This is a genomic window from Corallococcus interemptor (assembly GCF_003668875.1).
Classification (GTDB): domain Bacteria; phylum Myxococcota; class Myxococcia; order Myxococcales; family Myxococcaceae; genus Corallococcus; species Corallococcus interemptor.
In genome coordinates this window covers 105,571-126,839 of sequence record NZ_RAWM01000007.1, presented here as the reverse complement: position 1 = coordinate 126,839, position 21,269 = coordinate 105,571, and the positions used below count along the sequence as shown (strand labels likewise).

Sequence of the window (21,269 nt, the reverse complement as noted above, 5' to 3'; positions counted from 1 at the left end):
TCCCCTCCATGGTTCGCGAGATTCTCATCTGGCCCGACCCCATCCTGAAGCAGAAGGCCCAGCCGGTGGCGAAGGTGGACGACAAGGTCCGCGCGCTCATCAAGGACATGTTCGAGACCATGTACGCCGCGGAAGGCGTCGGTCTCGCCGCGCCGCAGGTGGGCATCCTCCAGCGCATCATCGTCCTGGACACCCGGCCGCAGCAGCCGGAGTCCAAGCCCCTGGCGATGATCAACCCGCAGTTCGTCTCGCTCGAAGGGGAGACGACCTACACGGAGGGCTGCCTCTCCATCCCCGGTGAGGCCGAGGACGTGGACCGCGCCGCCGTCGCCACCGTGCGCTACCTGGACGAAGAGGGCCAGGAGCAGACGCTGCGCTGTGACGGCCTCTTGGCCATCGCCGTGCAGCACGAGACGGACCACCTGGACGGCACCGTCTTCGTGGACCACGTCTCCACGCTCAAGCGCGAGTTCATCCGCAAGCGCATGAAGAAGCTCAAGGCCTCGCGCGAGCAGGGCGCTCCGGCGTCCGCTTAAACAACCTTCGCGGTGGCGCGCACGCCCTTCTTCGGGCACCGCGCCGCCACCACGCAGGAGCCGCAATCGGGCGAGCGCGCGAAGCACGTGCGTCGCCCGTGCCACACCAGCAGCTGATGCCCCAGCGTCCACCGCTCGCGAGGCAGCAGCGCCTGCAGGTCCTTCTCCACCTTGTCCGGATCTTCGTGGGGGGTGAAGCCCAGCCGGTACGCCAGCCGCTTCACGTGCGTGTCCACGGGGAAGGCCGCGTCGCCGCCCAGGTGGATGCACACCACGCCCGCCGTCTTCAGCCCCACGCCCGGCAGCTCCGCCAGCGTGTCGCGCACCAGCGGCACCTGCCCGCCATGCTCGGCCACGAGCGCGCGCGCCGTGGCCACGATGTTCTTCGCCTTCGCGCGGTACAGCCCGCAGGTGCGGATGAAGGGCTCCACGTCGGTGGGCTCGACGCTCGCGTAGGCCCGCGCATCCGGGAAGCGGGCGAACAGGGCAGGGGTCACCAGGTTGACGCGCTTGTCGGTGCACTGCGCGGACAGGATGACGGCGACCAGCAGCTCCAGCGGCGTGCGGTAGTCCAGCTCGATGCGGGCGTCCGGCATGGCTGCCTCCAGACCGTCCAGGACCGCCACCGCGCGCTGCCGCTTCTCACCCACTGTCTCTCGCCGGGCCACGCGGGCGTTGTATGTCACGGAGCGGCCCTGCCCAAGCACCATGGCGGGCCTCTCTTTCCACGCAGCGAGGAGAACCATGAAGCCCATCGACTTCCGCTCCGACACCGTGACGAAGCCCACGCCCGCCATGCGCCGCCTCATGGCCGACGCGGAGGTCGGCGACGACGTCTACGGCGAGGACCCCACGGTGCGCCGCCTGGAGGAGCGCGTCGCCGGACTGCTCGGACTGGAGGCCGCGGTCTTCGTCCCCTCCGGCACGCAGGCGAACCAGATCGCCATCGGCGCGTACTGCCGCCCCGGCGACGAAGTCCTCACGGAGGAGGGCAGCCACATCCTCCAGTACGAGGGCGGCGCGGTGCCGGCGCTGTGGGGCGTGCAGCCCGGACCCCTGCAGGGCGAGCGGGGCCTGCTGAAGCCGGAGACCGTCACGGCGGCGGTGCGCGAGGACAACATCCACGCCCCGCGCACGAGGCTGCTCTCGCTGGAGAACACGCACAACCGCGGCGGCGGCACGGTGTGGCCGGTGGAGCGCTTCCGCGCGGTGGTGGACGCGGGGCGCAAGGCCGGGCTCGCGGTGCACCTGGACGGCGCGCGCCTGTTCAACGCGCAGGTGGCGGCGGGCCAGCCCGCGTCCGCGTGGGCGTCGCTGACGGACTCCACGTCGGTGTGCTTCTCCAAGGGGCTGGGCGCGCCGGTGGGCTCGGCGCTCGCGGGCAAGAAGGACGTGATTCGCGAGGCGCGGCGGCTGCGCAAGCGGCTGGGCGGCGGCATGCGGCAGGCGGGCATCCTCGCGGCGGCGGCGCTGTACGCGCTGGAGCACCACGTGGAGCGCCTGGCCGAGGACCACGCCAACGCGCGCCGGCTGGCGGAAGGCCTGGCCCAGGTGCCGGGCGTGAAGGTGGACCTGGCGCGCGTGGAGACGAACATGGTGTTCGCGGACCTCGTGCGCCCCGCCGCGGAGGCCTCCGCGCTGCTCCTGAAGCAGGGCGTGCTCGCCAACCCCACCGGCCCGCACTCCATCCGGCTCGTGTGCCACCTGGACGTGTCCACGGCGGACATCGACGACGCCCTGGCGCGCATCCGCAAGGCCTTCGCCAGCTGACGGTCCCCTCCGACCCCGGGACGACCTTCTGTCCACGCCAGGTGCGGACCGCTCGCACCTGTGCGCTGGAGGAATGATCCACGGCCGCGAACGGGTGGACGGCCGGGAGCGTGGTAGGTTCGTCCCGCCGTGCGCCGACCCGCCGTCCTAGCCCTGCTGGCCCTCTCCGCCTGCGCGACGCCGCAGCGCGAGAAGATGAGCTTTGAGGAGCTGTACGCCACCTCGGGCGAAAGCGGCTTCGTCAGCGACAGCACCCCCTTCCTCCCCCACGAACCCAGGCACGCCCGGGGCCCCCTGGCGCCCGTGCGCTCCCCGGAGCTGGAAGCGCGCCTCGCCCTGTTCGCCGAGAAGGCCCAGGCCCTCCGCGCCAAGGCCCCGCGCGGCAGCGCCATGCCCGTGGAGCAGGTGCGCAACTGGGAAGCGGTGAACGCGGCCCTGGACGCCTTCCTGGACCTGCCGGTGGAGCAGACCGACACCCGCGACCTGACGCGCGCGCGGGGCGTGATGGAGGCGGAGCTGGAGCAGGACGCGCGCCTCTACGGCGACATGCCGGGCGCGCTCGCGGAGGCCGTGGTGGTGCGCGTGGGCCGCCTCATCGTGCGCGCGTCCACGCTGCGCCGCTGGGCGCAGACGCCAGCGGAGGAGACCTTCGGCCCGCCGCGCCTCGCCTGGCCCGTGGAGCCGGTCACCATCACCAGCCTCTATGGCGAGCGCTGGCACCCCATCACCGGTCGGCTGCGCCGCCACTCGGGCGTGGACCTGGCGGCCCGGAGGGGACAGCCCGTGGGCGTCGCGGACAAGGGCGTCGTCCTGCGCGCCGGCTGGAACGGGGACCACGGCAAGATGGTGGAGGTCCAGCACGCGGGCCAGTGGGTGACGCGCTACAGCCACCTGTCCGAGGTCCTGGTCACGACGGGCGAGGTGCTGGGCAGGGGCGACGTCGTGGGGCTCGCGGGGGACACGGGTCTCGCGACCGGCGTCCACGTCCACTTCGAGCTCTGGCACGACGGCAGCGCGTTGGATCCGCTGGAGGCGCTCGTCGCCCCCGAAGCGGACCCGGACACGTCGCAGGAAGCGACTACAGCGAGTTCTTCAGCTCCTTGGCGGGGCGGAAGCCGACCGTCTTCGACGCCTTGAGCTTCATCATCTCGTTGGTCTGCGGGTTGCGGATCTTGCGCGCCTTGCGCGAGCGCAGCGACCACGTGCCGAACCCGGGGTAGCTGAAGCGCGTGTCCTTCTTCACCGCCTTGCCGATGTTGGTGAAGACGCTGTCGAGGATCTGGGCGGCCTGCTTCTTCGTGAGCCTCGACTGCGCAGCCACCACCTCCACGAGCTCTGCCTTGGTCATGACACCCCTCCCTCTGTGCGTTGTCTGGCGTTGAACGAGCGGATGGCGGAGGTAACAAATCGAGGTTTCGACTGTCAATGCGCCACCTGCTCCGAGGCCGGAAAATCGGCCTCTGGATGAAAACTCGCCTCTGAAAATACACCCTGTAGAGAGAGTGGAGGATCGCATCTTTTGATACAGCCTCACACTCCTCCTTTTCCCATCAGGGGGAGTGATCGCGTGCTGATCGCTTCCGGATGAAAGGCATTGGGAAATCGATCACTTAGCAGTCGCTCCTGATCCAGCTCCAGCAGGGTGCCATCAAGGGGCTAGGATGCCTGCCCGCGTGCCCACCCGACTGCTGCCATGGCTCCTCGCCTTACTGTTCGCCTGCTCACGGCCCGCGCCGCGTCCCCAGGCGGCGGCGGAGCTCTGGGTGGACGCAGCGGCGGCCCCTGGTGGTGAAGGCACCCGGGAGCGGCCCCTGCGATCGCTGACGGAGGCCCTGGCCCGCCCCGGCCCGAAGCAGGTGCACCTGGCCACCGGCCGCTACGAGGGGCCCCTCCGGCTCCCGGACGGCACGCGGCTCGTGGGGAAGGGCCTCGCCACGATCCTGGCGGCCACGGACCCCGGGGCCACCGTGGTGGACGCCTCCGGGGACACCTCCCTGGAAGGCCTGACGGTGGAGGGAGGAGGCTGGGGCCTGGACGCCCGGGGGCCCGTGCGGGTCCAGGCGGTGACCTTCCGGAACCAGGCCCGGGGCGCCATCCGGCTGGGGGCGGGCCCGCTGGAGGGCAGGGGCCTGCGCTTCGAGGCCGGAGCGGACAGCCAGGCATGGACCTGTGATCCACCCGCCGCCCCGGCACCGAAGCCGGCAGGCACGGCACTGGGCGTGCTCGTGGAGGCCGGAACCCCGGAGGCCGCGCCCTCGCTGATCCTCCGGGACAGCGCGTTCGTGGGGCCGTTTGATCGCGCCGTCCGGACCCGGGGCGGCGCCACGGTCCGCCTGGAGGGCGTGTGCGTCCAGGGAGCCCGGATGGCGCTGAGCCAGGAGGGCGGCACGGCCGAGGTCGAACGGGCGCGGGTCTCGGGAGGCACGGGCACGGCGTTCTCCACCGTGGAGGGCGCGCTGACGCTGGTGGACGTGCGGGTCCAGGGCCACGAGTACGGCGTGACGGCCAACCGGGCCCGGCTGTCGGTGCGGGGCTTCACCTCGGAGCACGCCACGCGCGCGGGCCTGGGGCTCACGGCGGCCACCGGGCTCCTGGAGGACGTGGTCGTGAAGGACGCGGGCAACTACGGCGCGCTGCAGCTCACCGCCTCGGACCTGGAGGTGCGGCGCTTCCGCCTGGAGGGCTCGAGGGAGTACGGCGTGGTGGCGCTGCAGGGCCGCGTGCGCCTGCGGGACGGAGTCATCACGGGCGTGAGCACCGCGGATGGCATCGCGGGTGACGGGCTCCACCTGCGCAACGTGGACGCGGACGTCGACACCGTGACCGTCGAGGGCGCCAGGGGCTCGTGCGTGCTGGCCTCGCAGCGGGCGAAGGTGGCGCTCCGCAAGGCCCGGCTCTCGGGATGCGGGCTCGCCGCGGTGGCGGTGGACTCGCGGGCCACCCTGACGTCACGCAACATCGACGTGCGTGACACCTCCGGCTCCATCCTGCTGGCCATCGAAGAGGGCCAGTTGCAGGTGGAGGACCTCACCGCGAAGGACGCTCAAGGCGAGCTCGTCTCCACCGACTGCGAGGGCCAGACGCGCGTCCACCTGCGCCACGTCGACGCCAGCACCACGCGAGGCCTTCGCGCCCCCTGTGTCCAGCTCGACGCCCGCGCGCCTCAGCCCTGAGCGGGCGCGGACGTGGGGGGCAGGGGCGTGGCGCGCTGCTCGAGCCACTCGCGAATGACGGGGTAGACCTCCTCGGGCGCGCCGGTGCCGAAGATGAGGTCCCCGTGGCCGTAATCCATCTTGTCCCCGCGGTCCCGGCCAAAGACGTGCAGGGTGCGATCCGGCGACGTGAGCAGCGCGTACTGCGCCTCCACGTTGGCCGAGGTGGCCAGGCGGTCCGCGCTGCCGCCCATCACCAGCACGGGCAGCTGGAGCTTCGCGATGCCCGCGCGCCAGTCCGTCTTGCGGTCGTAGGAGCGGAACGCGTCGTGGGAGATCCAGTCCTGGAACTGGAGCAGCACCTTGCGGCTCATCGCCGCCATCATGTTGACGGACAGCTGCCGCAGGACGCGCGGCGGGACGTGCCGGGGATTCACGACGATGTCCGACAGCGGCAGCGCGAGGTAGCCCAGGAAGGGCGCCATGCTGGCGCTCACCCACGACTGCCGGATGCTCCCGGGCCACGCCGCGCGCACGCCCAGCGAGATGAGCGTCCGCAGGAACGGCTCGGACTTGAGGTACACCGGCGCTCCCAGCTCGAGCAGGCCCGCCAGCTTCACGCCCTCGGGCCCCTGCGCCACGCCGTACCCCACCAGGCCTCCCAAGGAGTGGCCCAGCCAGAACGCCTGCTTCGCGCCGGTCTCCTTCAGCGCCAGCTCCAGCAGGGCCGGCCCGTCGTGGGTGATGTGGTCGTCGACGGTGAAGTCCGTGGGCCGCCGTCCCCTGGGCGGACGCTGCGAGTGCCCCGTGCCGCGCCACTCCACGCTGAAGCAGTCGAAGCCGGCCTCGGTGAGGTAGTGGGCCACGGAGTAGGGCGGCTCGAAGTCGAAGGTGAAGCGGTTGGCCGCCAGCCCGTGGCACAGGAGGACGGGCTCCGCGAAGCGGCGCACCGGCGCCCGGCGGGCGTGCACGGTCAGTTCCCACCCATCCGCGCACTTCACGCGCAGCATCTCGGGAAGGGGCCCCTTGAGGCGATACCACCGCCGCACGAGCAGCACCCACGCCACGTTCACCAGCAGCAGGACGGCCGCCGCGGTCAATCCCCACAGGGCCCACTGCCCGTACGGCATTTCTCCTCCCATGCGACCGGGGACTGACTCCGGCGCGAATAAAACCCTGCTAAGGTCCGTTCCCTCGCCGTTTCTGCCACATGGGCAGCCGACCACCTGGGGAAGTCGAGGGAACGATGAAGCTGCGGAAACTGATGTTCGTGCTCCCGAACCTCTTCACCGTCACTTCCATCTTCTGTGGCTTCTACGCCATCACCCTGTGCTCGGGTGAGGCTGAACCGGTGCAGCTGTACCAGGCGGCCCTGGCCATCCTCTTCGCCATGTTCTTCGACGGGTTCGACGGACGGGTGGCCCGCCTGACGAAGACGCAGAGCGACTTCGGCATGCAACTCGACAGCCTCGCGGACGTCATGTCCTTTGGCGCGGCGCCGGCGCTGCTCGTCTACAAGTGGGCGTTGGCCCCCATGGGCTTCTGGGGCCTGTTCATCTCCTTCGCGTTCATGGCCTGCGGCGCCATGCGGCTGGCGCGCTTCAACGTGCTCGCCATGCGCAACCCGCACGGCGGTGGCGGAAGCTTCTTCGTGGGGCTGCCCATCCCGCTGGCGGCCGGCGTGCTCGTCTCGCTCATCATCTCCCACCACGTGGCCACGCAGGGCGAGGCGCTCGGTGACGGCGCGCGCCTGCCGGTGGCGGTGGCGGTGGGCGCCCTGTCGCTGCTGATGGTGTCCACGGTGCGCTACCGCACCTTCAAGGACGCGCGTCCCAGCCGCAAGACGGCGCTCGTCTTCATGGTCATGGCGCTCGCGGGCGCGTTCATCGCCCAGCGCTTCCACCCGGCCTGGGTGCTGGTGACGTACTTCGCCGCGTACCTGCTCATGGGGCTGGTGGAGTCCGCGGTCTCCGTGCGCAGCCGGCTGGCGTCGCGCAAGGTCGGCGCCGTCGCGGCGGTGGTGGTGGCGGCCGGGCTCGACGAGGACGACGACGAGGACTCCGAGCCCAACGCCACCACGGACGACGGTCCCGCGTTCCTCTGAGCAGTCAGGCGCGGGAGCCGGGACGCGGGCCGTGCTGGCCGCTAGGATGCCCGGCCCATGCGCGTCGAGCTGCTGTGCACCGGTGACGAGCTCGTCACCGGCCTCATCACGGACACCAACAGCACCTGGCTGGAAGCCCGCCTCTTCGACCTGGGTGTGAAGGTCGAACGGGTCACGGTGGTGGGCGACGTGCGTCCGGACATCACGGGCGCGCTGCTGGAGGCCTCGGCGCGCGCGGACGTGGTCATCGTCTCGGGAGGCCTCGGCCCCACGTCGGACGACTTCACGCTGGAGTGCGCCGCCGCCGCCGCGGGCGTGTCCATGCAAGAGGACGCGCGAGTGCTCGGCTGGTTGAAGGAGCGCTACGCCGCGCGGGGCATGGCCCTGAATCCCGGCGCCCTGCGCATGGCGCGCATCCCCACGGGCACCGAGCCGGTGCGCAACCCACAGGGCTCCGCGCCGCTGGTCATCCAGCGGTTGGGCCGAGCCCACCTGTTCTTCCTGCCGGGTGTCCCGCGCGAGTACCGCGCCCTGGTGGACGGAGAGGTATTGCCGCGCGTGCGGACCTGGCTCGCGGTGGAAGCCCACCGGACGTTCCGGGCCTTCCGCCTGCTGCGAACCGTGCGCCTGCCCGAGTCCGTGCTGAACGAGCGGGTGATGCCCCTGGCCCCCAACCATCCCCGGGTGGTGTTCGGCTTCCGGACGCACGCGCCGGAGAACCACCTGAAGCTGATGGCGGAGGCCCCCTCGCAGGCGGAGGCGGACGCCGCGCTCGCCGCCGCGGAGACCGCGTGCCGGCAGGTGCTGGGCACGCACGTCTACGGCGCGGATGGCCGCGAATACGCGCCCGTCCTCCTCGAACTGCTGGCGCGGGGCGGCCATACGCTGGCGGTAGCGGAGAGCTGCACGGGAGGCCTCATCGCGCAGCAGCTCACGGCCATCCCGGGCTCCAGCCAGGTCTTCATCGGCGGCGCGGTCGTCTACTCGGAGAAGATGAAGTCCGCCTGGGTGGGTGTGCCCGCGGACGTCCTCGCGAAGCACAGCGCGGTGTCCTCCCAGACGGCGCTCGCCATGGCGGAAGGCGTCCGCGCCGCATGTGGCGCCACGTTCGGCCTGTCCGTCACGGGCTACGCGGGACCCGGCGGAGGCACGCCCGAGGACCCCGTGGGCACCGTGTACTGCGGACTGGCCGGCCCCGGCATGGAGCCCCGCTGTGAGCGCATCTCGCTCGCGGGTGACCGGGACCGGGTCCGCCTGTTCGCCGCGTCCCACGTGCTGGAAATGTTGAGGTTGCACCTGCTCGCCGCCCCTGTGTCGCCATGAGCCGCTCCAAGTCAAAGCGTCCCCGTCCTTCCTCCGTGGAGACACCGTCCCCGGTGCCCCCGGCCCCCGCCGCCATGAGCGAGCCTGTCCCGGCCACGCCCGAGCCCTCCGCGCCGCCCGACAGTCCCCCTCCGTCCCCAGCAGGAGCGGGAGCGCATCCGGTGCGCGGCGCGGTGCGCCTGTGGCTGTCGGCCTACCGGGTGGAGGTGGTGCTGTTCCTGGTCGCGTTCGCGGTGCTGGCCAGCTTCAGCTCGCAGCGCTTCCTCCGGCAGAGCGCCGCGCCGCACTTCATCTACCAGGCGCAGTCCTGGCTGGACGGCCGGCTCGACGTGGACCCCCAGGTATTGCCCAACCTGGAGGACTGGGCCTGCGTGCGGCTGGTGGACGGACACAAGGTGCGGTGCGAGGGGCGCGTGCTCCGCGATGACCGCTGGTTCGTCAGCTTCCCGTCCTTCCCCGCGGTCGTGATGCTCCCGTTCGTGGCGCTGCACGGCTACCAGTTCAACGACACGTCCTTCGGCGTCTTCGTGGGCGCGCTCGCGGTGGCGCTCTTCTACTCGCTGCTGCGCTTCCTCGCGCAGGAGGGAGAGACGGAGCGCAACCGCAATGACAACGTGGCGCTGTCGCTGGTGCTCGCCTTCGGCACGCTGTTCTTCTACTGCGCCATCCGGGGCGAGGTCTGGTTCAGCGCGCAGGTGATGGGCGTGGCGCTCACGTGTCTGTACGTGCGCAACTCCGTCAAGGCCCGGCGCCCCGTGCTCGCGGGCCTCTTCTTCTCCATGGCCGTGCTCACCCGCACGCCGCTGGTGTTCGCGGGCCTCTTCTTCGTCCTGGAGGCGCTCTGCCCCGGGCCGGACCGGCTGGCCCAGCTGAAGGCCCTTCCCTCCGCGTGGAAGCCCGCCCTGCGCAAGCTCGCCCTCTTCGGCGCGGGGGCCGCGCCCATCGCGTCGCTCGCCGCCGCGTACAACTTCTACCGCTTCGGCAAGCTGGGCGAGTTCGGTCACTCGTACTTCTACAACAACCGGGTGAACGCGGACATCGACCGCTTCGGGCTCTTCAACCTCGAGTACCTGTCGCGCAACATCCAGGCCGCGTTCCTCAAGCTGCCGCAGGTGTCGCTGTCTCCGTTGCGGCTGTCGTACGACCCGCATGGGCTGACGCTGCTGCTCACGCTGCCCCTGCTGGTGTTCCTGCTGGTCCCCCGCACGCGTCCCCGGCTGCACTGGCCCCTGTGGCTGACCGTGGCGGTGTGCGCGCTGCCGGGGCTCTTCTACCAGAACACCGGTTACATGCAGTTCGGCTTCCGGTTCAGCCTGGACTACACGCCCTACCTGCTGCTGCTCTTCGCCATTGGCGGATGGTCGCTGCGCAACCGCGCGGTGGTGGCCGTGCTGGCGCTTGGCGTGCTGGTGAACTTCTGGGGAGCCGTGGCCTTCCGTGGCTACACGGAGTTCGTCCGGAACTGGTAGGCCTCCAGGCCCCGGCGGCTTGAATCCGCCGGGCCCCACCCGCACATCAAGGGCGACATGCAACCTCCCACCGGCCAGCCCCCTCCAGGCAAGCGTTGGCACACCCGTGAGGACAGCGGCATCCGCCTGGATGCGGCGTTGCGCTGGTGGCACGACGACGAGCCCATCGAGCACCCGAAGATCATCGAGCTCTTCAACGCCTCGCTGGTCCTGGATGACGACGGGCGCTACCAGCTCCGCATCGCCCCGGACTGGTGCTACGTCCAGGTGGAGGACGCGGCCTACGAGGTCCGCACCGTGGACGTCACCCCGGACGAGCGCGTGTCCCTGCGCCTGAGTGACCGGACGGCGGAAGCGCTGGACCTGGCATCGCTCCAGCTCACGCCGGACGGAGTCCTCACCTGCCGCGTGAAGCAGGGCAGGGCAAAGGCCCGCTTCTCCCGGGATGCGCAGTACCAGTTCGGTGAGCTCCTGGAAGAGGGCCCCGGAGGGCACCTGGTGCTGCGCGCGGGTCAACGCCAATGGGAGGTCCCCCTCTCGCTGGATGCGCTCCAGGCCGCGACCTAGGCCGCCTCGGCGGACGCGGACGGCACGGACGGCGCGGTGGCCCCCACCAGGTCGCGGGCGAGGGACTCCAGGACGTCCGGGTGCTCTCGCAGCCACTCGCACGCCCGCTCGCGGCCCTGGCCGATGCGCTCTCCGCGCAGGCTGAAGTGGCTGCCCGACTTCTCCACCACGCCCGCGCTCACGGCCAGGTCCAGCACCTCGGCGGCGCGGTGGATGCCCGTGCCATAGAGCACGTCGAACTCCGCCTCCTGGAACGGGGGCGCCAGCTTGTTCTTCACCACCTTCACGCGGGCCCGTGAGCCCACCACCGCGTCGCCGTCCTTGAGGTTGCCCGTGCGGCGGATCTCCATCCGCACCGACGCGTAGAACTTCAGCGCGTTGCCACCCGTCGTCGTTTCCGGGTTGCCGAACATCACGCCAATCTTCATGCGGATCTGGTTGATGAAGATGATGCAGGTGCCGGAACGGCTCACGGCGCCCGTGAGCTTGCGCAGCGCCTGACTCATCAGCCGCGCCTGGACGCCCATGTGCGCGTCGCCCATCTCCCCTTCGATTTCCGCGCGGGGCACCAGCGCCGCCACCGAGTCCACCACGATGAGGTCCACGGCGCCCGAGCGCACGAGCTGCTCGGTGATTTCGAGCGCCTGCTCTCCGGTGTCCGGCTGCGCCACGAGCAGTTCCTCCGTGCGCACCCCCAGCTTGCGCGCGTAGGACAGGTCCAGCGCGTGCTCCGCGTCGATGAAGGCCGCGACGCCGCCCACGGCCTGCACCTGCGCAATCGCATGCAGGGTGAGCGTCGTCTTGCCGGAGGACTCGTTGCCGAACAGCTCCACCACGCGCCCTCGCGGGTAGCCCCCCACGCCCAGCGCCCGGTCCAACCCCACCGAACCCGTGGGAATGACCGCCACCTTCTGCTCCGGAGCGTCCGCGCCGAGCGTCATCACCGCGCCCCGGCCGAACTGCTTTTCGATGGCCGCCACCGCCGCCGCCACTGCCTTCAACTTCTCCGTCAGCCTGCTCATTCGTGTCTGCCTCCCTCGCCGGCGGTCAGAGCAACGCTCATGCCGCGCAGGAGCCAGGGGAGCAGGGCCTGCAAGGGCGTCCAGGTCCGCTCACTCCGTCCAGATTGGCGGAGCGGCAAGGCTGTCTCCCGGGTGCTGAGAAGAGACACAAGGTGAGTGCGCCACCGCATAAGCAGACCCGAGGGCGTGCGACAGGTCCGCTTGAAGGGATGGAAGGCTTTGCATTGAATCCCCGGCGCCTCGACGTGACATTCCCTCTCGTGAATACGACCCGTGAGAACCTTCCCCATGTGGTCATCCTGGGAGGCGGCTTCGGCGGCCTCTACGCGGCCCGGTACCTGCGAAAGGCAGGGGTTCGCGTCACGATGGTGGACCGTCACAACCACCACCTCTTCCAGCCGCTGCTGTACCAGGTGGCTACGGCGACGCTCAGCCCCAGCGACATCGCCGCGCCGCTGCGAGCGATGCTTGGGCGCAATCACGTCCAGGTCCTGCTCGCGGAGGTGACCGGCGTGGACCCCGAGCGCAAGCGGGTGCTCCTGGCGGATGGCGAACTGTCGTACGACTTCCTCATCGTCGCCACGGGAGCGACGCACTCGTACTTCGGCAATGACGCCTGGTCGCGACACTCGATGGGGTTGAAGACCGTCGAGGACGCGCTGGAGATCCGCCGCCGCGTGCTGCTCGCCTTCGAGCAGGCCGAACGCGAGCCGGACCCCGGGCGCCGCCGCGCGCTGCTCACCTTCGCCATCATTGGCGCGGGACCCACGGGCGTGGAGCTGGCGGGCGCGCTGGCGGAGATCAGCCGCAATTCATTGTCGGGTGATTTCCAGAACATCGACCCCCGGGATGCGCGCGTCATCCTCATCGAGGGAATGGACCGCGTGCTTCCCACCTACCCGGAGAACCTCTCGGGCGAGGCCCGCGGGGTGCTGGAGAGGCTCGGCGTCGAGGTCCGTACGGGCACCCGGGTCACGAACATCGACGACGCGGGCGTGGACATGGGCGCGGAACATCTGGCGGCGCGCACGGTGCTGTGGGCCGCGGGGGTGGAGGCCTCGCCCGTGGCCCGCTCGCTCGGCGTGACGTTGGACAGGGCAGGGCGCGTCCCGGTGACGCCCGAACTCACCGTGCCCGGGCATCCCGACATCTTCGTCGTGGGCGACCTGGCGCTCGTGAAACAGGAGGACGGAAGCGCGGTCCCCGGAGTGGCGCCCGCGGCGATGCAGGAGGGCAAGCACGCGGTGCACAACCTCCGCCGCCAGCTCGCGGGGCAGCCCATGCAGCCCTTCCGCTACTGGGACAGGGGCACCTACGCGGTCATTGGCAGAGGCCATGCCGTGGGCGTGGCCTTCCGCCGAGTGAAGCAGTCCGGCTTCATCGCGTGGCTGGCCTGGCTCTTCATCCACATCACGTTCCTCATTGGATTCCGAAGCAAGCTGGCCGTGCTGCTCAACTGGGCATACTCGTACCTGACCTTCGGCAGGTCGGCGCGCATCATCACGGGCCCCGCCCCCCGTCTGGAGGAGCGGAGCGTGGAGCCACTGCTGCCGGGTGGAGCGTCAGCCGTTCTCGCGTCTGACCGCAGAGGCACGGGGTAGGGCATCCACCGCGCCCCGGGTATTGGCGTGGAGCCAGCCCCGGCGGTCGAGCATCCGGCAATCGACGGCAAGCTGCATGTCCACGGCCTCGATACGTCCGTGTCCCTCCAGGTCCGCGCGCGTCAGCGCGAGCTTGAGGATGCGGTCATGCGCCCGAGCGGACAGACCAAAATGGGTGACCGCGTCCCTCAGCGCCTCTTCCGCTTTCGGTGACATCACGCAGTAGCGGCGCAGCAGGTGCGAAGGCATCTGGGCATTGCAGTGCACCCCAGGCATCTCGTGGAAGCGGGCGCGCTGCCGTTCACGCGCGGCCTCCACACGCTGCCGGTAGTAGTGGCTGGGCAGTTCCTGGTTCCTCGCGGCGAGGTGGTGGTACTCCACCGGCCGCGTCTGCACGGTGATGTCGATGCGGTCCAGGAGCGGCCCGCTGATGCGCTCGTGGTAGGCAAAGACACGGTGCTCCTGGCACTCGCACTTGCGCCCCGGCACGTTGAAGTAGCCGCAAGGGCAGGGGTTCATCGCCGCCACCAGCATGACCCGGCAGGGATAGGTGATGTGCTGGGTGGCGCGCGCCAGGTGGATGGCGCCTTCCTCCAGGGGCTGGCGGAGCACCTCCAGCACGTTCTTGCGGAACTCCGGCAACTCGTCGAGGAACAGCACGCCGTGGTGCGCCAGGGACAGTTCGCCTGGACGGGCCGTGGGGCCTCCTCCCACGAGCCCTGCATCCGACAGGGTGTGGTGGGGCGCGCGGAATGGACGCTCGCGCATCAATGCCTGCTCATCTCCCAGCAGCCCCAGGATGGAGTAGACCTTCGTGACCTCCAGCGCCTCGTCGAAGGTCATCTCGGGCAGGATGCCCGGCAGCCGTCGCGCCAGCATCGTCTTGCCCGAACCTGGAGGGCCGGCCATCAAGATATTGTGTCCGCCCGCCGCCGCGAGCTCCAGCGCCAGCTTCAGCTCCGGTTGCCCTCGCACATCGGCCATGTCCGCGGTCACCACGCGAGGCCCGCTCGTGGAGCCTCCCGTGCGCGTCAGCGGCGTCAGCGGGGCCTTGCCGGTGAGGTGACCCACGGCCTCTCGCAGGTGGGCCACGGGCAGCACCTGGAGCCCTTCCACCAATGCGGCCTCGGCTGCGTTGGCGGCGGGGACCATCACCCCCTGGAAGCCGCCATTCCGTGCCGCCACGGCCAGCGGGAGCACCCCCTTGATGGGCTTGATGGAGCCGTCCAGCGACAGCTCACCGCCAAAGAGGTAGCGCTCCAGCGGCTCCTCCTCCATCAACCGCGCCGCCGCCAGGACGCCCAGCGCGATGGGCAACTCGAACGCCGCCCCCTCCTTGCGGATGTCCGCGGGCGCCAGGTTGACGGTGATCCGCTTCTGCGGAAGGTCGAAGCCCGCGTTCTTCAGCGCGGAGACCACCCGGACCTTCGACTCCCGGGCTGCTCCCTCCGGCAGCCCCACGACGTTGAAGTAGGGCAGCCCGAGAGCCATGTCGACCTCGCACTCCACCACCACCGCGTCGATGCCCATCAACGCCCCAGACCGCACCCTCGCCAGCATCGTCTCCCCCTTCCAACCCGTACGGGAGGAGGGAAGAGCAATGCTTGTACCGGCGCGGCGCCCTCTGGGACGGCCGCGCACGGCCATCCATCGCGCCAGACGTCGGGTCCCGGGTGGGGACGCGGGGCTCTAGAAATGAAGAAGCCCGCTGGCGTCGGAACGCCAGCGGGCTTCGGATTCAATCGATGACGGCGTGGATCAGGGCGTCGGCGGGGCAGGGGGCGCGGGCGGCGCGCCGTCCGGCGTGGTCTGCGTGCCCTGGATGACCGCGTTCTGGGGGAGCTCGGTGGCCATGCCCAGGATCTTCGCTCCCGCGGCACGGGCGCCATCCAGCGCCACCACGAGCTTGCCGTAGTTCGCCGCGTCGTCCGCCATGAAGAAGACGACCTTCTCGTCCGGCTTCTTGGCGTTCAGCATCCGCTTGAGGCGGGCGATGTAGTCCGAAGCGGGGATCTGCTCCGTGTTGATGGAGTAGGCGCCGGACTTGTCCACCTGCACGACGATCTGCTGATCATCGGGCTCCGGCGGCGGCTGGTTCTCCTCCACCTCCGTCTCCGGGACTCGGACGAGGATGTCCTTCTCCAGGAGGGGGGTCACCACCATGAAGATGATGAGGAGCACCAGCACCACGTCCACCAGGGGCGTGACGTTGATCTCCGAGTTCGGCGCGGACGCGGGCTTGACCCACTGACGCTGCTTGTGTCCTCGGGACATTACTTCTTCTCCTCCACGCCCAGGGCGATCTGCTTCGCCTTGGCCTTGCGGGCCGTGTCCAGCACCTTGCGCACGTCACCCACGTTCAGGGCGTTGTCGCCCTTCAGGAGGATCTTCTTGCCTGGATCCTTGCTCAGCTCCGCGGCGATCTTCTCCTGAAGCCCCTTCTCGTCGACCTCATCGTTCTCCACGAACATCTTCTTGTCCGGGGTGATGGAGAGGATCAGCGGGTCGGCTTCCTTGCCTTCCTTTTCGATCTCCGTGGCCTTGGGCAGCTCCACGGACTTGCCGCGCTGGAGCATGGGCGTCACGACCATGAAGATGATGAGGAGCACCAGCACCACGTCCACCAGCGGCGTGACGTTGATCTCGCTCTTGATGCCCCCTTTGGGGCCTGCTGACATTCCCATGCGTGCACCTGTGTCCGGGAAGGGACGCCCACCCCGGGGCAGCGAGGCTTCTCAGCCAGACCGCCCTCATGGGTGGGAACGCCCCTGGGTGGGGCTACGACTAGGCCGTGTGCGAACCGCCGCCCACGTGACGCGCCACCACGTCCAGGAACTCGTTGGAGGACTCGGAGATGTCCACGGAACGGGCATCCACCCAGCCCTGCAGGAAGTTGTAGGCCATCACGGCGGGGATCGCCACGAGCAGACCGAACGCCGTGGTGATGAGCGCCTCGGAGATACCGGCGGAGATCGTCGCCAGACCGCCGGAGCCCGCGGCCGCCATCAGCTGGAAGGCGTTCACGATACCCATCGTGGTGCCGAGCAGACCGACGAACGGCGCCGTCGAACCGACCGTGGCCAGCAGGCCCAGGCCGCGCTTGAGGCTCTGCACCTCGCGCTGCGCCTGGCGCTCCAGCGCGCGGGCAACGGACTCCACCGCCAGGTCCTTGTTGCCGGGGGTGATCCGGTACGCCGTCAGGCCGGAGTTGATCACGCGGCCCAGGTGGCCCACGTCCTTGCCCAGGTTGGTGTTCGCCGCGGTGGTCAGGTCGCCCTTCGCGAGGATGGCGCCCATCTTGGCGGCGAAGTTGCGGCTGTCAGAACGGGTCTTGCGGAAGACGATGATCCGCTCCGCCATGACGACCAGCGACGCCACCGACATGATGGCGAGGGTGAAGATGATCATGCGGGCGAAGAGGCCCGTGTGGTGCCAGATATCAAGCAGGGTAAATTGCATGGCTGTGGAGCGCTCCTCCTCACGAGCGCGAGGTGATGTTCGGCGGACTGCTCAAGCGTGACTGCCTGCTTTGGATCAGCGCGGCAGCTTCAGGTTGAAGTTGAACGTGTACTGCACTTCGACCGGCCTGCCCTGGAACGTGACCGGCTTGTAGCGTGAGGCGGTGAGCACGTCCATCACGGCCTGCTCCATGTGAGGGAGCGGCTTGATCGTGCGGCAGCGCTCGACCTTTCCCTCGGTCGTGATCACGCACTTCACGATCATCAGGCCCTGCACGCGAGCCTCGAGGGCCTCACGCGTATAGGCCACTTCAGGACCGGCGATCTTCTCAGGACGCGTCATGCCCTGGCCGAACGCCAGCACATCCGTACCCGTACCACCCAGCTGCCCGCCCACCACGCCGCCGATCACGCCACCGACCACGCCACCGACCACACCGCCCGCGACGCCACCCTCCACGCCACCTTCGACCTCGGACTCGCTCGCCTCTTCTTCAGGCTCGGGCGCCGTCTCCGTCTCCTGCGGCTTCTGCTGCGGGATCTCCTTCGGCTGCACGATCACGTCCTTGGGCTTCTTGGGCGTGACCTTCTTCTCCGTCTTCGGCTTCGACGCCGGGGGAGGCGGAGGCGGAGGCGGAGGCGGAGGCGCCATCGTGGCCTTCAGGGTGACCTCGACCTCCTTCTCCTCCACGGGAGGCGGACGCGTGGAGAGATAGGCCACAAGACCCAGAAGGCCAACGTGGAGCACTGTGGAAACGCCAGCACCCACGCCGAAGCGCGACCTGGGTCCTTGCCCGCGGTCAAGGACTGAATCGAACATGTACGTAACTCCTCTTCACCAGTGGACTACCCGTCCCCGCCATGCCCGGATTGAAGGGCGGCCACCATACAGAAAAGGGTTCCGGGTTCAAGCAACCGTGTATGAAGCCGCTGCGTGATCGCGCAATGCCGCACTGGTCACCAAAAAGCAACGGTCTATTGACAACTGCTTGACCTCGGATATTTTCCGGAGTCATTTTCGGTTGCAGCCCACCTTGGAGGGGTTAGGTATGCAAGTGAAACAAGTACTTCGGGAAACCGGAGTCGTCCTTGCTGCGGGTCTGTTGTACGGATCCGCGGCTTTCGCGCAGTCCAGCGTCATCATCGGCACTGTCATCAATACCGAGGACAAGAAGCCGGCCGCTGATGTCGTTGTCACCGCCACCTCGCCCAACCTGCAGGGCGAGCAGACCGTGGTTACCGACGCACAGGGTAACTACCGTATTCCCCAGCTTCCACCGGGCACGTACACCCTGCGGTTCGAAAAGGAGTCGTTCAAGCCTTTCGCCCGCCCTGAAATCCAGCTGCTGCTCAACCGCACCATCCGCGTGAACGTGGAGCTGCTCCCTGAGAGCTTCTCGTCGACGGAGACCATCGTTGGCGCCCCGCCGACGATCGACGTCGGTTCGACGAACCAGGGCGTCAACGTCGACCAGGAGTTCATCAAGCGCATCGCGGTGGCCCGTCCCGTGGGCAAGGGTGGCGCGACGCGCTCCTTTGAATCCCTGGCCGAGCTCGCCCCGGGCGCCCAGTCCGACCAGTACGGCGTGTCCATCAACGGCACGACGTCGCCTGAGAACGGCTACGTGGTGGACGGCCTGTCCACGAACGACCCGGCCTTCGGCGTCAACGCCAGCCCGCTGAGCATCGAGTTCGTGCAGGACGTGAACATCATCACCGGCGGTTACATGCCGGAGTTCGGTCGCTCCACGGGCGGTGTGATCAACGCGGTGACGCGGTCCGGTTCCAACGAGTTCCACGGCTCCGTGTTCGCCAACTGGACCCCGGGCTTCGGAGAAGGCAAGCGCAAGCTCGTCATCGAGGACGGCAGCACGATCACCGGCCTGAACGCCCTGAGCAACATGGGCGACTTCGGCGCGACCCTCGGTGGCCCCATCCTCAAGGACAAGCTCTGGTTCTTCGCCGGCTTCGCGCCGTCGTTCCAGCGCTACGAGCACACCCGCGCGCTCAACGCCTTCCAGCTGGAGGCCCCGTTCGACCCGGCTCCGAACGCGAAGAACCCGGTCGCCACCGACGAGAACGGCTTCAGCATCACCGAGCGGATCCCGGGCTCCGAGCGTCAGTACTTCGCGGACTCCCGCACGATCCAGTTCATGGGTAAGTTGACCTACCTCATCAACCAGGATCACAACGTGTCGTTCGCCCTGAACGGCACCCCGACCGTGACGGGTGGTCTGGGCAAGCTGCAGATCGATCCCCAGTCGGGCGGTCTGCCGGCTGCGCAGGCTCGCCGTCCTGGCGACATCGGCGCCACCGAGAACCGCGCCAACACCACGGCGCTCGCCTTCAAGTACGCGGGCGCGTTCCTGGAGAAGAAGGTCCTGGTCGACGCCAACCTCGGTTGGTTCCACCAGACCGCGGGTAACTCTCCGGCGGACGGCACGGCCATTGGCGATACGAACGGCCTGGCCGGCTACGCGCTGGCCCGGTACTCGACCACGCGTCCCCTGACGGTGTTCGAGAGCGTTCCGGGTGCGGATCAGTACTGCGGCGTGACCGACGCTGAGCGGGCGGCCCGCTGCCCCGTGACGAACTACAACGTCGGCGGCCCTGGCTTCATGTCCCAGGCCACCCTGGACCGCTACCAGATCAACGCGAAGGCCACGTACCTGCTGAATGCCCTGGGCACGCACGTGTTCAAGGCGGGCGTGGACACGGAGTTCCTGACCTTCGATCAGAAGAAGGCCTACTCCGGTAGCGTGTTCCTGCAGGAGTCGCGCGCGTCCTACAACGGCTCCACCATCAAGATCTGGGCGGACAACCGCCGCTACGGATACCAGACGGCCCCGGACACCCCGGTGTTCGAGACCCTGCAGCAGTCCTCCACGAGCGGCACCACCATCGGTGGCTTCCTCCAGGACAGCTGGTCCATCGCCAACCGCGTCACCCTCAACCTGGGCGTCCGGTACGACGTGCAGTCCATGTACGGCGGTGACGGCAACCTGGCCCTGAAGCTCGGCAACCAGTGGTCGCCCCGCCTCGGCGCGGTGGTGGATCCGTTCGCCAACGGCCGCGCGAAGCTGTTCGTGAACTTCGCCCGGTACTACGAGCAGGTTCCGCTCAACATGATGGACCGTGCCTTCCCGGGTGAGCGCCGCTTCAGCGCGCGTCGCTTCTTCTCGGAGCCGGGCGCCGGTACGGCCGGTTGCGATCCGTCCACGCTGGAAGGCCAGCGCGGCAACTGCGCGGACAAGAACTTCATCGTCCCGCGCCCGGAGAGCACCTTCCAGTCGAACCAGTACTACAGCGGCGGTCTGGTGCAGAACGAGCCGGTCGATCCGGACATCAAGCCCCAGTCCTCCGACGAAGTGGTGGTCGGTGGCGAGTACGAGCTCCTGGCGAACACCCGCCTGGGCGCGACGTACACGCACCGCGACATGAACTCGGTCATCGAGGACATGAGCCGCGACGACGGCAACACGTACTTCCTCGGCAACCCTGGCAGCGGCTTCGCCAAGGAGTTCCCGACGCCGGTGCGTGACTACGACGCGGTCACCGTCTACCTGAACCGCACGTTCACGGACGGCTGGCTGGCGCAGGCGAGCTACACGTGGTCCCGCCTGTACGGCAACTACCCCGGTCTGTTCCGTCCGGAGAACAACCAGCTCGACCCGAACATCCTCGCGGACTTCGACCTGATTGCCCTCCTGAACAACCGCACGGGCCTGCTGCCCTTCGACCGTACGCACGCCATCAAGGTCTTCGGCGCCAAGGAGTTCAACATCTCCAACGCGCTGTCGGCGAGCATCGGTCTGTCCTACCGCGGCAACTCCGGCACGCCGATCAGCTACCTCGGCGCGTACCCGGGCTACGGCCAGGATGAGACGTTCATCCTGCCGCGCGGCACCGGCGGTCGCACCCCGTGGGTCAACAGCGTTGACTCCAACGTGGGCGTGAACTACCGCGTCAGCAAGGACAGCGTGGTGTCCTTCACCGTGGACGTGTTCAACCTGTTCAACTTCCAGACTGCGGACCGCGTCGACCAGTCCTACACGTTCACCGAGGTTCTCCCGATCTACGATCCGGTCACCCAGAAGGCGGGTACGCAGGCGGATCTGCCCGGTGGCGTCCCGCTCGCGGACGGCTCTGGCGACTTCCTGACCGACGACGACCTGAACAAGAACTTCAAGAACCCGGACCGTTACCAGGCCCCGCGGCAGATCCGCTTCGGTGTCCGGTACACGTTCTAATCACCTGACCACGTGAG

The 21,269-nt window shown here is 69.0% G+C and carries 19 protein-coding genes; 10 read left to right on the top strand and 9 right to left on the bottom strand.

Going from position 1 to position 21,269, the window contains the following annotated elements; genetic code table 11:
- Positions 1 to 8 precede the first annotated feature (8 nt).
- Entirely contained in the window at positions 9 to 536 is a 528-nt protein-coding gene (def, locus tag D7X96_RS04680) for a peptide deformylase (protein ID WP_120550464.1), read from the top strand.
- On the opposite strand, the gene nth is transcribed toward def, so the two are convergent.
- Positions 533 to 1,246, bottom strand: a complete 714-nt coding sequence (gene nth, locus D7X96_RS04675; protein ID WP_121724100.1) for an endonuclease III — start codon at positions 1,244 to 1,246, stop codon at positions 533 to 535. The genes def and nth overlap by 4 nt on opposite strands.
- Positions 1,247 to 1,280: 34 nt before the next feature.
- Between nth and ltaE the strand changes: the two genes are divergently transcribed.
- Positions 1,281 to 2,306 (top strand): low-specificity L-threonine aldolase, encoded by a 1,026-nt coding sequence (gene ltaE / locus D7X96_RS04670; RefSeq protein WP_120550463.1) that lies wholly within the window; start codon positions 1,281 to 1,283, stop codon positions 2,304 to 2,306.
- A gap of 129 nt (positions 2,307 to 2,435) precedes the next feature.
- Positions 2,436 to 3,443: a M23 family metallopeptidase gene (locus tag D7X96_RS04665; protein WP_120550462.1), complete on the top strand. Its 1,008-nt coding sequence runs from the start codon at positions 2,436 to 2,438 to the stop codon at positions 3,441 to 3,443.
- Here the strand turns inward: D7X96_RS04665 and D7X96_RS04660 are convergent.
- Complete coding sequence (locus tag D7X96_RS04660) at positions 3,385 to 3,654, bottom strand: HU family DNA-binding protein (protein WP_120550461.1); 270 nt, start codon at positions 3,652 to 3,654, stop codon at positions 3,385 to 3,387. The genes D7X96_RS04665 and D7X96_RS04660 overlap by 59 nt on opposite strands.
- A 325-nt stretch (positions 3,655 to 3,979) precedes the next feature.
- Here D7X96_RS04660 and D7X96_RS04655 point away from each other — a divergent pair, with 325 nt between their 5' ends.
- The gene (locus D7X96_RS04655; RefSeq protein ID WP_147468226.1) at positions 3,980 to 5,479 is read left to right on the top strand and encodes a DUF1565 domain-containing protein; all 1,500 of its coding nucleotides are present in this window, start codon (positions 3,980 to 3,982) and stop codon (positions 5,477 to 5,479) included.
- On the opposite strand, the gene D7X96_RS04650 is transcribed toward D7X96_RS04655, so the two are convergent.
- Positions 5,470 to 6,588 carry an alpha/beta fold hydrolase gene (locus D7X96_RS04650; protein ID WP_120550459.1) on the bottom strand — a complete coding sequence of 373 codons (1,119 nt, stop codon included), beginning with the start codon at positions 6,586 to 6,588 and terminating at the stop codon, positions 5,470 to 5,472. The genes D7X96_RS04655 and D7X96_RS04650 overlap by 10 nt on opposite strands.
- 116 nt (positions 6,589 to 6,704) lie before the next feature.
- Here D7X96_RS04650 and pssA point away from each other — a divergent pair, with 116 nt between their 5' ends.
- From pssA to D7X96_RS04630, 4 genes are read left to right on the top strand one after another with little or no spacing between them, the layout of a single operon-like run.
- On the top strand, positions 6,705 to 7,562 hold the full coding sequence (pssA, locus tag D7X96_RS04645) for a CDP-diacylglycerol--serine O-phosphatidyltransferase (protein WP_121725441.1): 858 nt from the start codon (positions 6,705 to 6,707) through the stop codon (positions 7,560 to 7,562).
- 57 nt (positions 7,563 to 7,619) lie between these two features.
- Positions 7,620 to 8,885 carry a CinA family nicotinamide mononucleotide deamidase-related protein gene (locus tag D7X96_RS04640; protein WP_121769079.1) on the top strand — a complete coding sequence of 422 codons (1,266 nt, stop codon included), beginning with the start codon at positions 7,620 to 7,622 and terminating at the stop codon, positions 8,883 to 8,885.
- On the top strand, positions 8,882 to 10,354 hold the full coding sequence (locus D7X96_RS04635) for a hypothetical protein (protein WP_121769078.1): 1,473 nt from the start codon (positions 8,882 to 8,884) through the stop codon (positions 10,352 to 10,354). The genes D7X96_RS04640 and D7X96_RS04635 overlap by 4 nt, the downstream gene beginning before the upstream one ends.
- Before the next feature lie 57 nt (positions 10,355 to 10,411).
- Complete coding sequence (locus tag D7X96_RS04630; protein ID WP_199746974.1) at positions 10,412 to 10,921, top strand: DUF1285 domain-containing protein; 510 nt, start codon at positions 10,412 to 10,414, stop codon at positions 10,919 to 10,921.
- Here D7X96_RS04630 and recA read toward each other — a convergent pair.
- The gene (gene recA / locus D7X96_RS04625) at positions 10,918 to 11,943 is read right to left on the bottom strand and encodes a recombinase RecA (RefSeq protein WP_120550984.1); all 1,026 of its coding nucleotides are present in this window, start codon (positions 11,941 to 11,943) and stop codon (positions 10,918 to 10,920) included. The two genes, D7X96_RS04630 and recA, sit on opposite strands and share 4 nt — an antisense overlap.
- A gap of 260 nt (positions 11,944 to 12,203) precedes the next feature.
- On the opposite strand from recA, the gene D7X96_RS04620 reads away from it, so the two are divergent.
- Positions 12,204 to 13,544, top strand: coding sequence for an NAD(P)/FAD-dependent oxidoreductase (locus tag D7X96_RS04620; protein WP_120550985.1), 1,341 nt, complete (start codon positions 12,204 to 12,206; stop codon positions 13,542 to 13,544).
- On the opposite strand, the gene D7X96_RS04615 is transcribed toward D7X96_RS04620, so the two are convergent.
- From D7X96_RS04615 to D7X96_RS04595, 5 genes are all read right to left on the bottom strand, one after another.
- Positions 13,506 to 15,104 (bottom strand): YifB family Mg chelatase-like AAA ATPase, encoded by a 1,599-nt coding sequence (locus D7X96_RS04615; RefSeq protein WP_120550986.1) that lies wholly within the window; start codon positions 15,102 to 15,104, stop codon positions 13,506 to 13,508. The genes D7X96_RS04620 and D7X96_RS04615 overlap by 39 nt on opposite strands.
- A gap of 198 nt (positions 15,105 to 15,302) precedes the next feature.
- Positions 15,303 to 15,818, bottom strand: a complete 516-nt coding sequence (locus tag D7X96_RS04610) for an ExbD/TolR family protein (protein ID WP_120550987.1) — start codon at positions 15,816 to 15,818, stop codon at positions 15,303 to 15,305.
- Positions 15,818 to 16,228: an ExbD/TolR family protein gene (locus tag D7X96_RS04605; protein ID WP_120550988.1), complete on the bottom strand. Its 411-nt coding sequence runs from the start codon at positions 16,226 to 16,228 to the stop codon at positions 15,818 to 15,820. Before D7X96_RS04605 ends, D7X96_RS04610 begins: the two co-directional genes overlap by 1 nt.
- Before the next feature lie 100 nt (positions 16,229 to 16,328).
- Positions 16,329 to 17,003: a MotA/TolQ/ExbB proton channel family protein gene (locus D7X96_RS04600; protein ID WP_120550989.1), complete on the bottom strand. Its 675-nt coding sequence runs from the start codon at positions 17,001 to 17,003 to the stop codon at positions 16,329 to 16,331.
- Between the two features lie 75 nt (positions 17,004 to 17,078).
- Positions 17,079 to 17,822 carry an energy transducer TonB gene (locus tag D7X96_RS04595; protein WP_120550990.1) on the bottom strand — a complete coding sequence of 248 codons (744 nt, stop codon included), beginning with the start codon at positions 17,820 to 17,822 and terminating at the stop codon, positions 17,079 to 17,081.
- 229 nt (positions 17,823 to 18,051) lie between these two features.
- Here D7X96_RS04595 and D7X96_RS04590 point away from each other — a divergent pair, with 229 nt between their 5' ends.
- The gene (locus tag D7X96_RS04590) at positions 18,052 to 21,252 is read left to right on the top strand and encodes a TonB-dependent receptor (RefSeq protein WP_208647270.1); all 3,201 of its coding nucleotides are present in this window, start codon (positions 18,052 to 18,054) and stop codon (positions 21,250 to 21,252) included.
- Positions 21,253 to 21,269 lie beyond the last annotated feature (17 nt).

Excerpts from the sequence above, each read along its gene's own strand:
- def (WP_120550464.1), top strand. The coding sequence starts at position 9 with ATGGTTCGCGAGATTCTCATCTGGCCCGACCCCATCCTGAAGCAGAAG.
- nth (WP_121724100.1), bottom strand. The coding sequence starts at position 1,246 with ATGGTGCTTGGGCAGGGCCGCTCCGTGACATACAACGCCCGCGTGGCC.
- ltaE (WP_120550463.1), top strand. The coding sequence starts at position 1,281 with ATGAAGCCCATCGACTTCCGCTCCGACACCGTGACGAAGCCCACGCCC.
- D7X96_RS04660 (WP_120550461.1), bottom strand. The coding sequence starts at position 3,654 with ATGACCAAGGCAGAGCTCGTGGAGGTGGTGGCTGCGCAGTCGAGGCTC.
- D7X96_RS04650 (WP_120550459.1), bottom strand. The coding sequence starts at position 6,588 with ATGCCGTACGGGCAGTGGGCCCTGTGGGGATTGACCGCGGCGGCCGTC.
- pssA (WP_121725441.1), top strand. The coding sequence starts at position 6,705 with ATGAAGCTGCGGAAACTGATGTTCGTGCTCCCGAACCTCTTCACCGTC.
- D7X96_RS04640 (WP_121769079.1), top strand. The coding sequence starts at position 7,620 with ATGCGCGTCGAGCTGCTGTGCACCGGTGACGAGCTCGTCACCGGCCTC.
- D7X96_RS04635 (WP_121769078.1), top strand. The coding sequence starts at position 8,882 with ATGAGCCGCTCCAAGTCAAAGCGTCCCCGTCCTTCCTCCGTGGAGACA.
- D7X96_RS04630 (WP_199746974.1), top strand. The coding sequence starts at position 10,412 with ATGCAACCTCCCACCGGCCAGCCCCCTCCAGGCAAGCGTTGGCACACC.
- recA (WP_120550984.1), bottom strand. The coding sequence starts at position 11,943 with ATGAGCAGGCTGACGGAGAAGTTGAAGGCAGTGGCGGCGGCGGTGGCG.
- D7X96_RS04615 (WP_120550986.1), bottom strand. The coding sequence starts at position 15,104 with ATGCTGGCGAGGGTGCGGTCTGGGGCGTTGATGGGCATCGACGCGGTG.
- D7X96_RS04610 (WP_120550987.1), bottom strand. The coding sequence starts at position 15,818 with ATGTCCCGAGGACACAAGCAGCGTCAGTGGGTCAAGCCCGCGTCCGCG.
- D7X96_RS04605 (WP_120550988.1), bottom strand. The coding sequence starts at position 16,228 with ATGGGAATGTCAGCAGGCCCCAAAGGGGGCATCAAGAGCGAGATCAAC.
- D7X96_RS04600 (WP_120550989.1), bottom strand. The coding sequence starts at position 17,003 with ATGCAATTTACCCTGCTTGATATCTGGCACCACACGGGCCTCTTCGCC.
- D7X96_RS04595 (WP_120550990.1), bottom strand. The coding sequence starts at position 17,822 with ATGTTCGATTCAGTCCTTGACCGCGGGCAAGGACCCAGGTCGCGCTTC.
- D7X96_RS04590 (WP_208647270.1), top strand. The coding sequence starts at position 18,052 with ATGCAAGTGAAACAAGTACTTCGGGAAACCGGAGTCGTCCTTGCTGCG.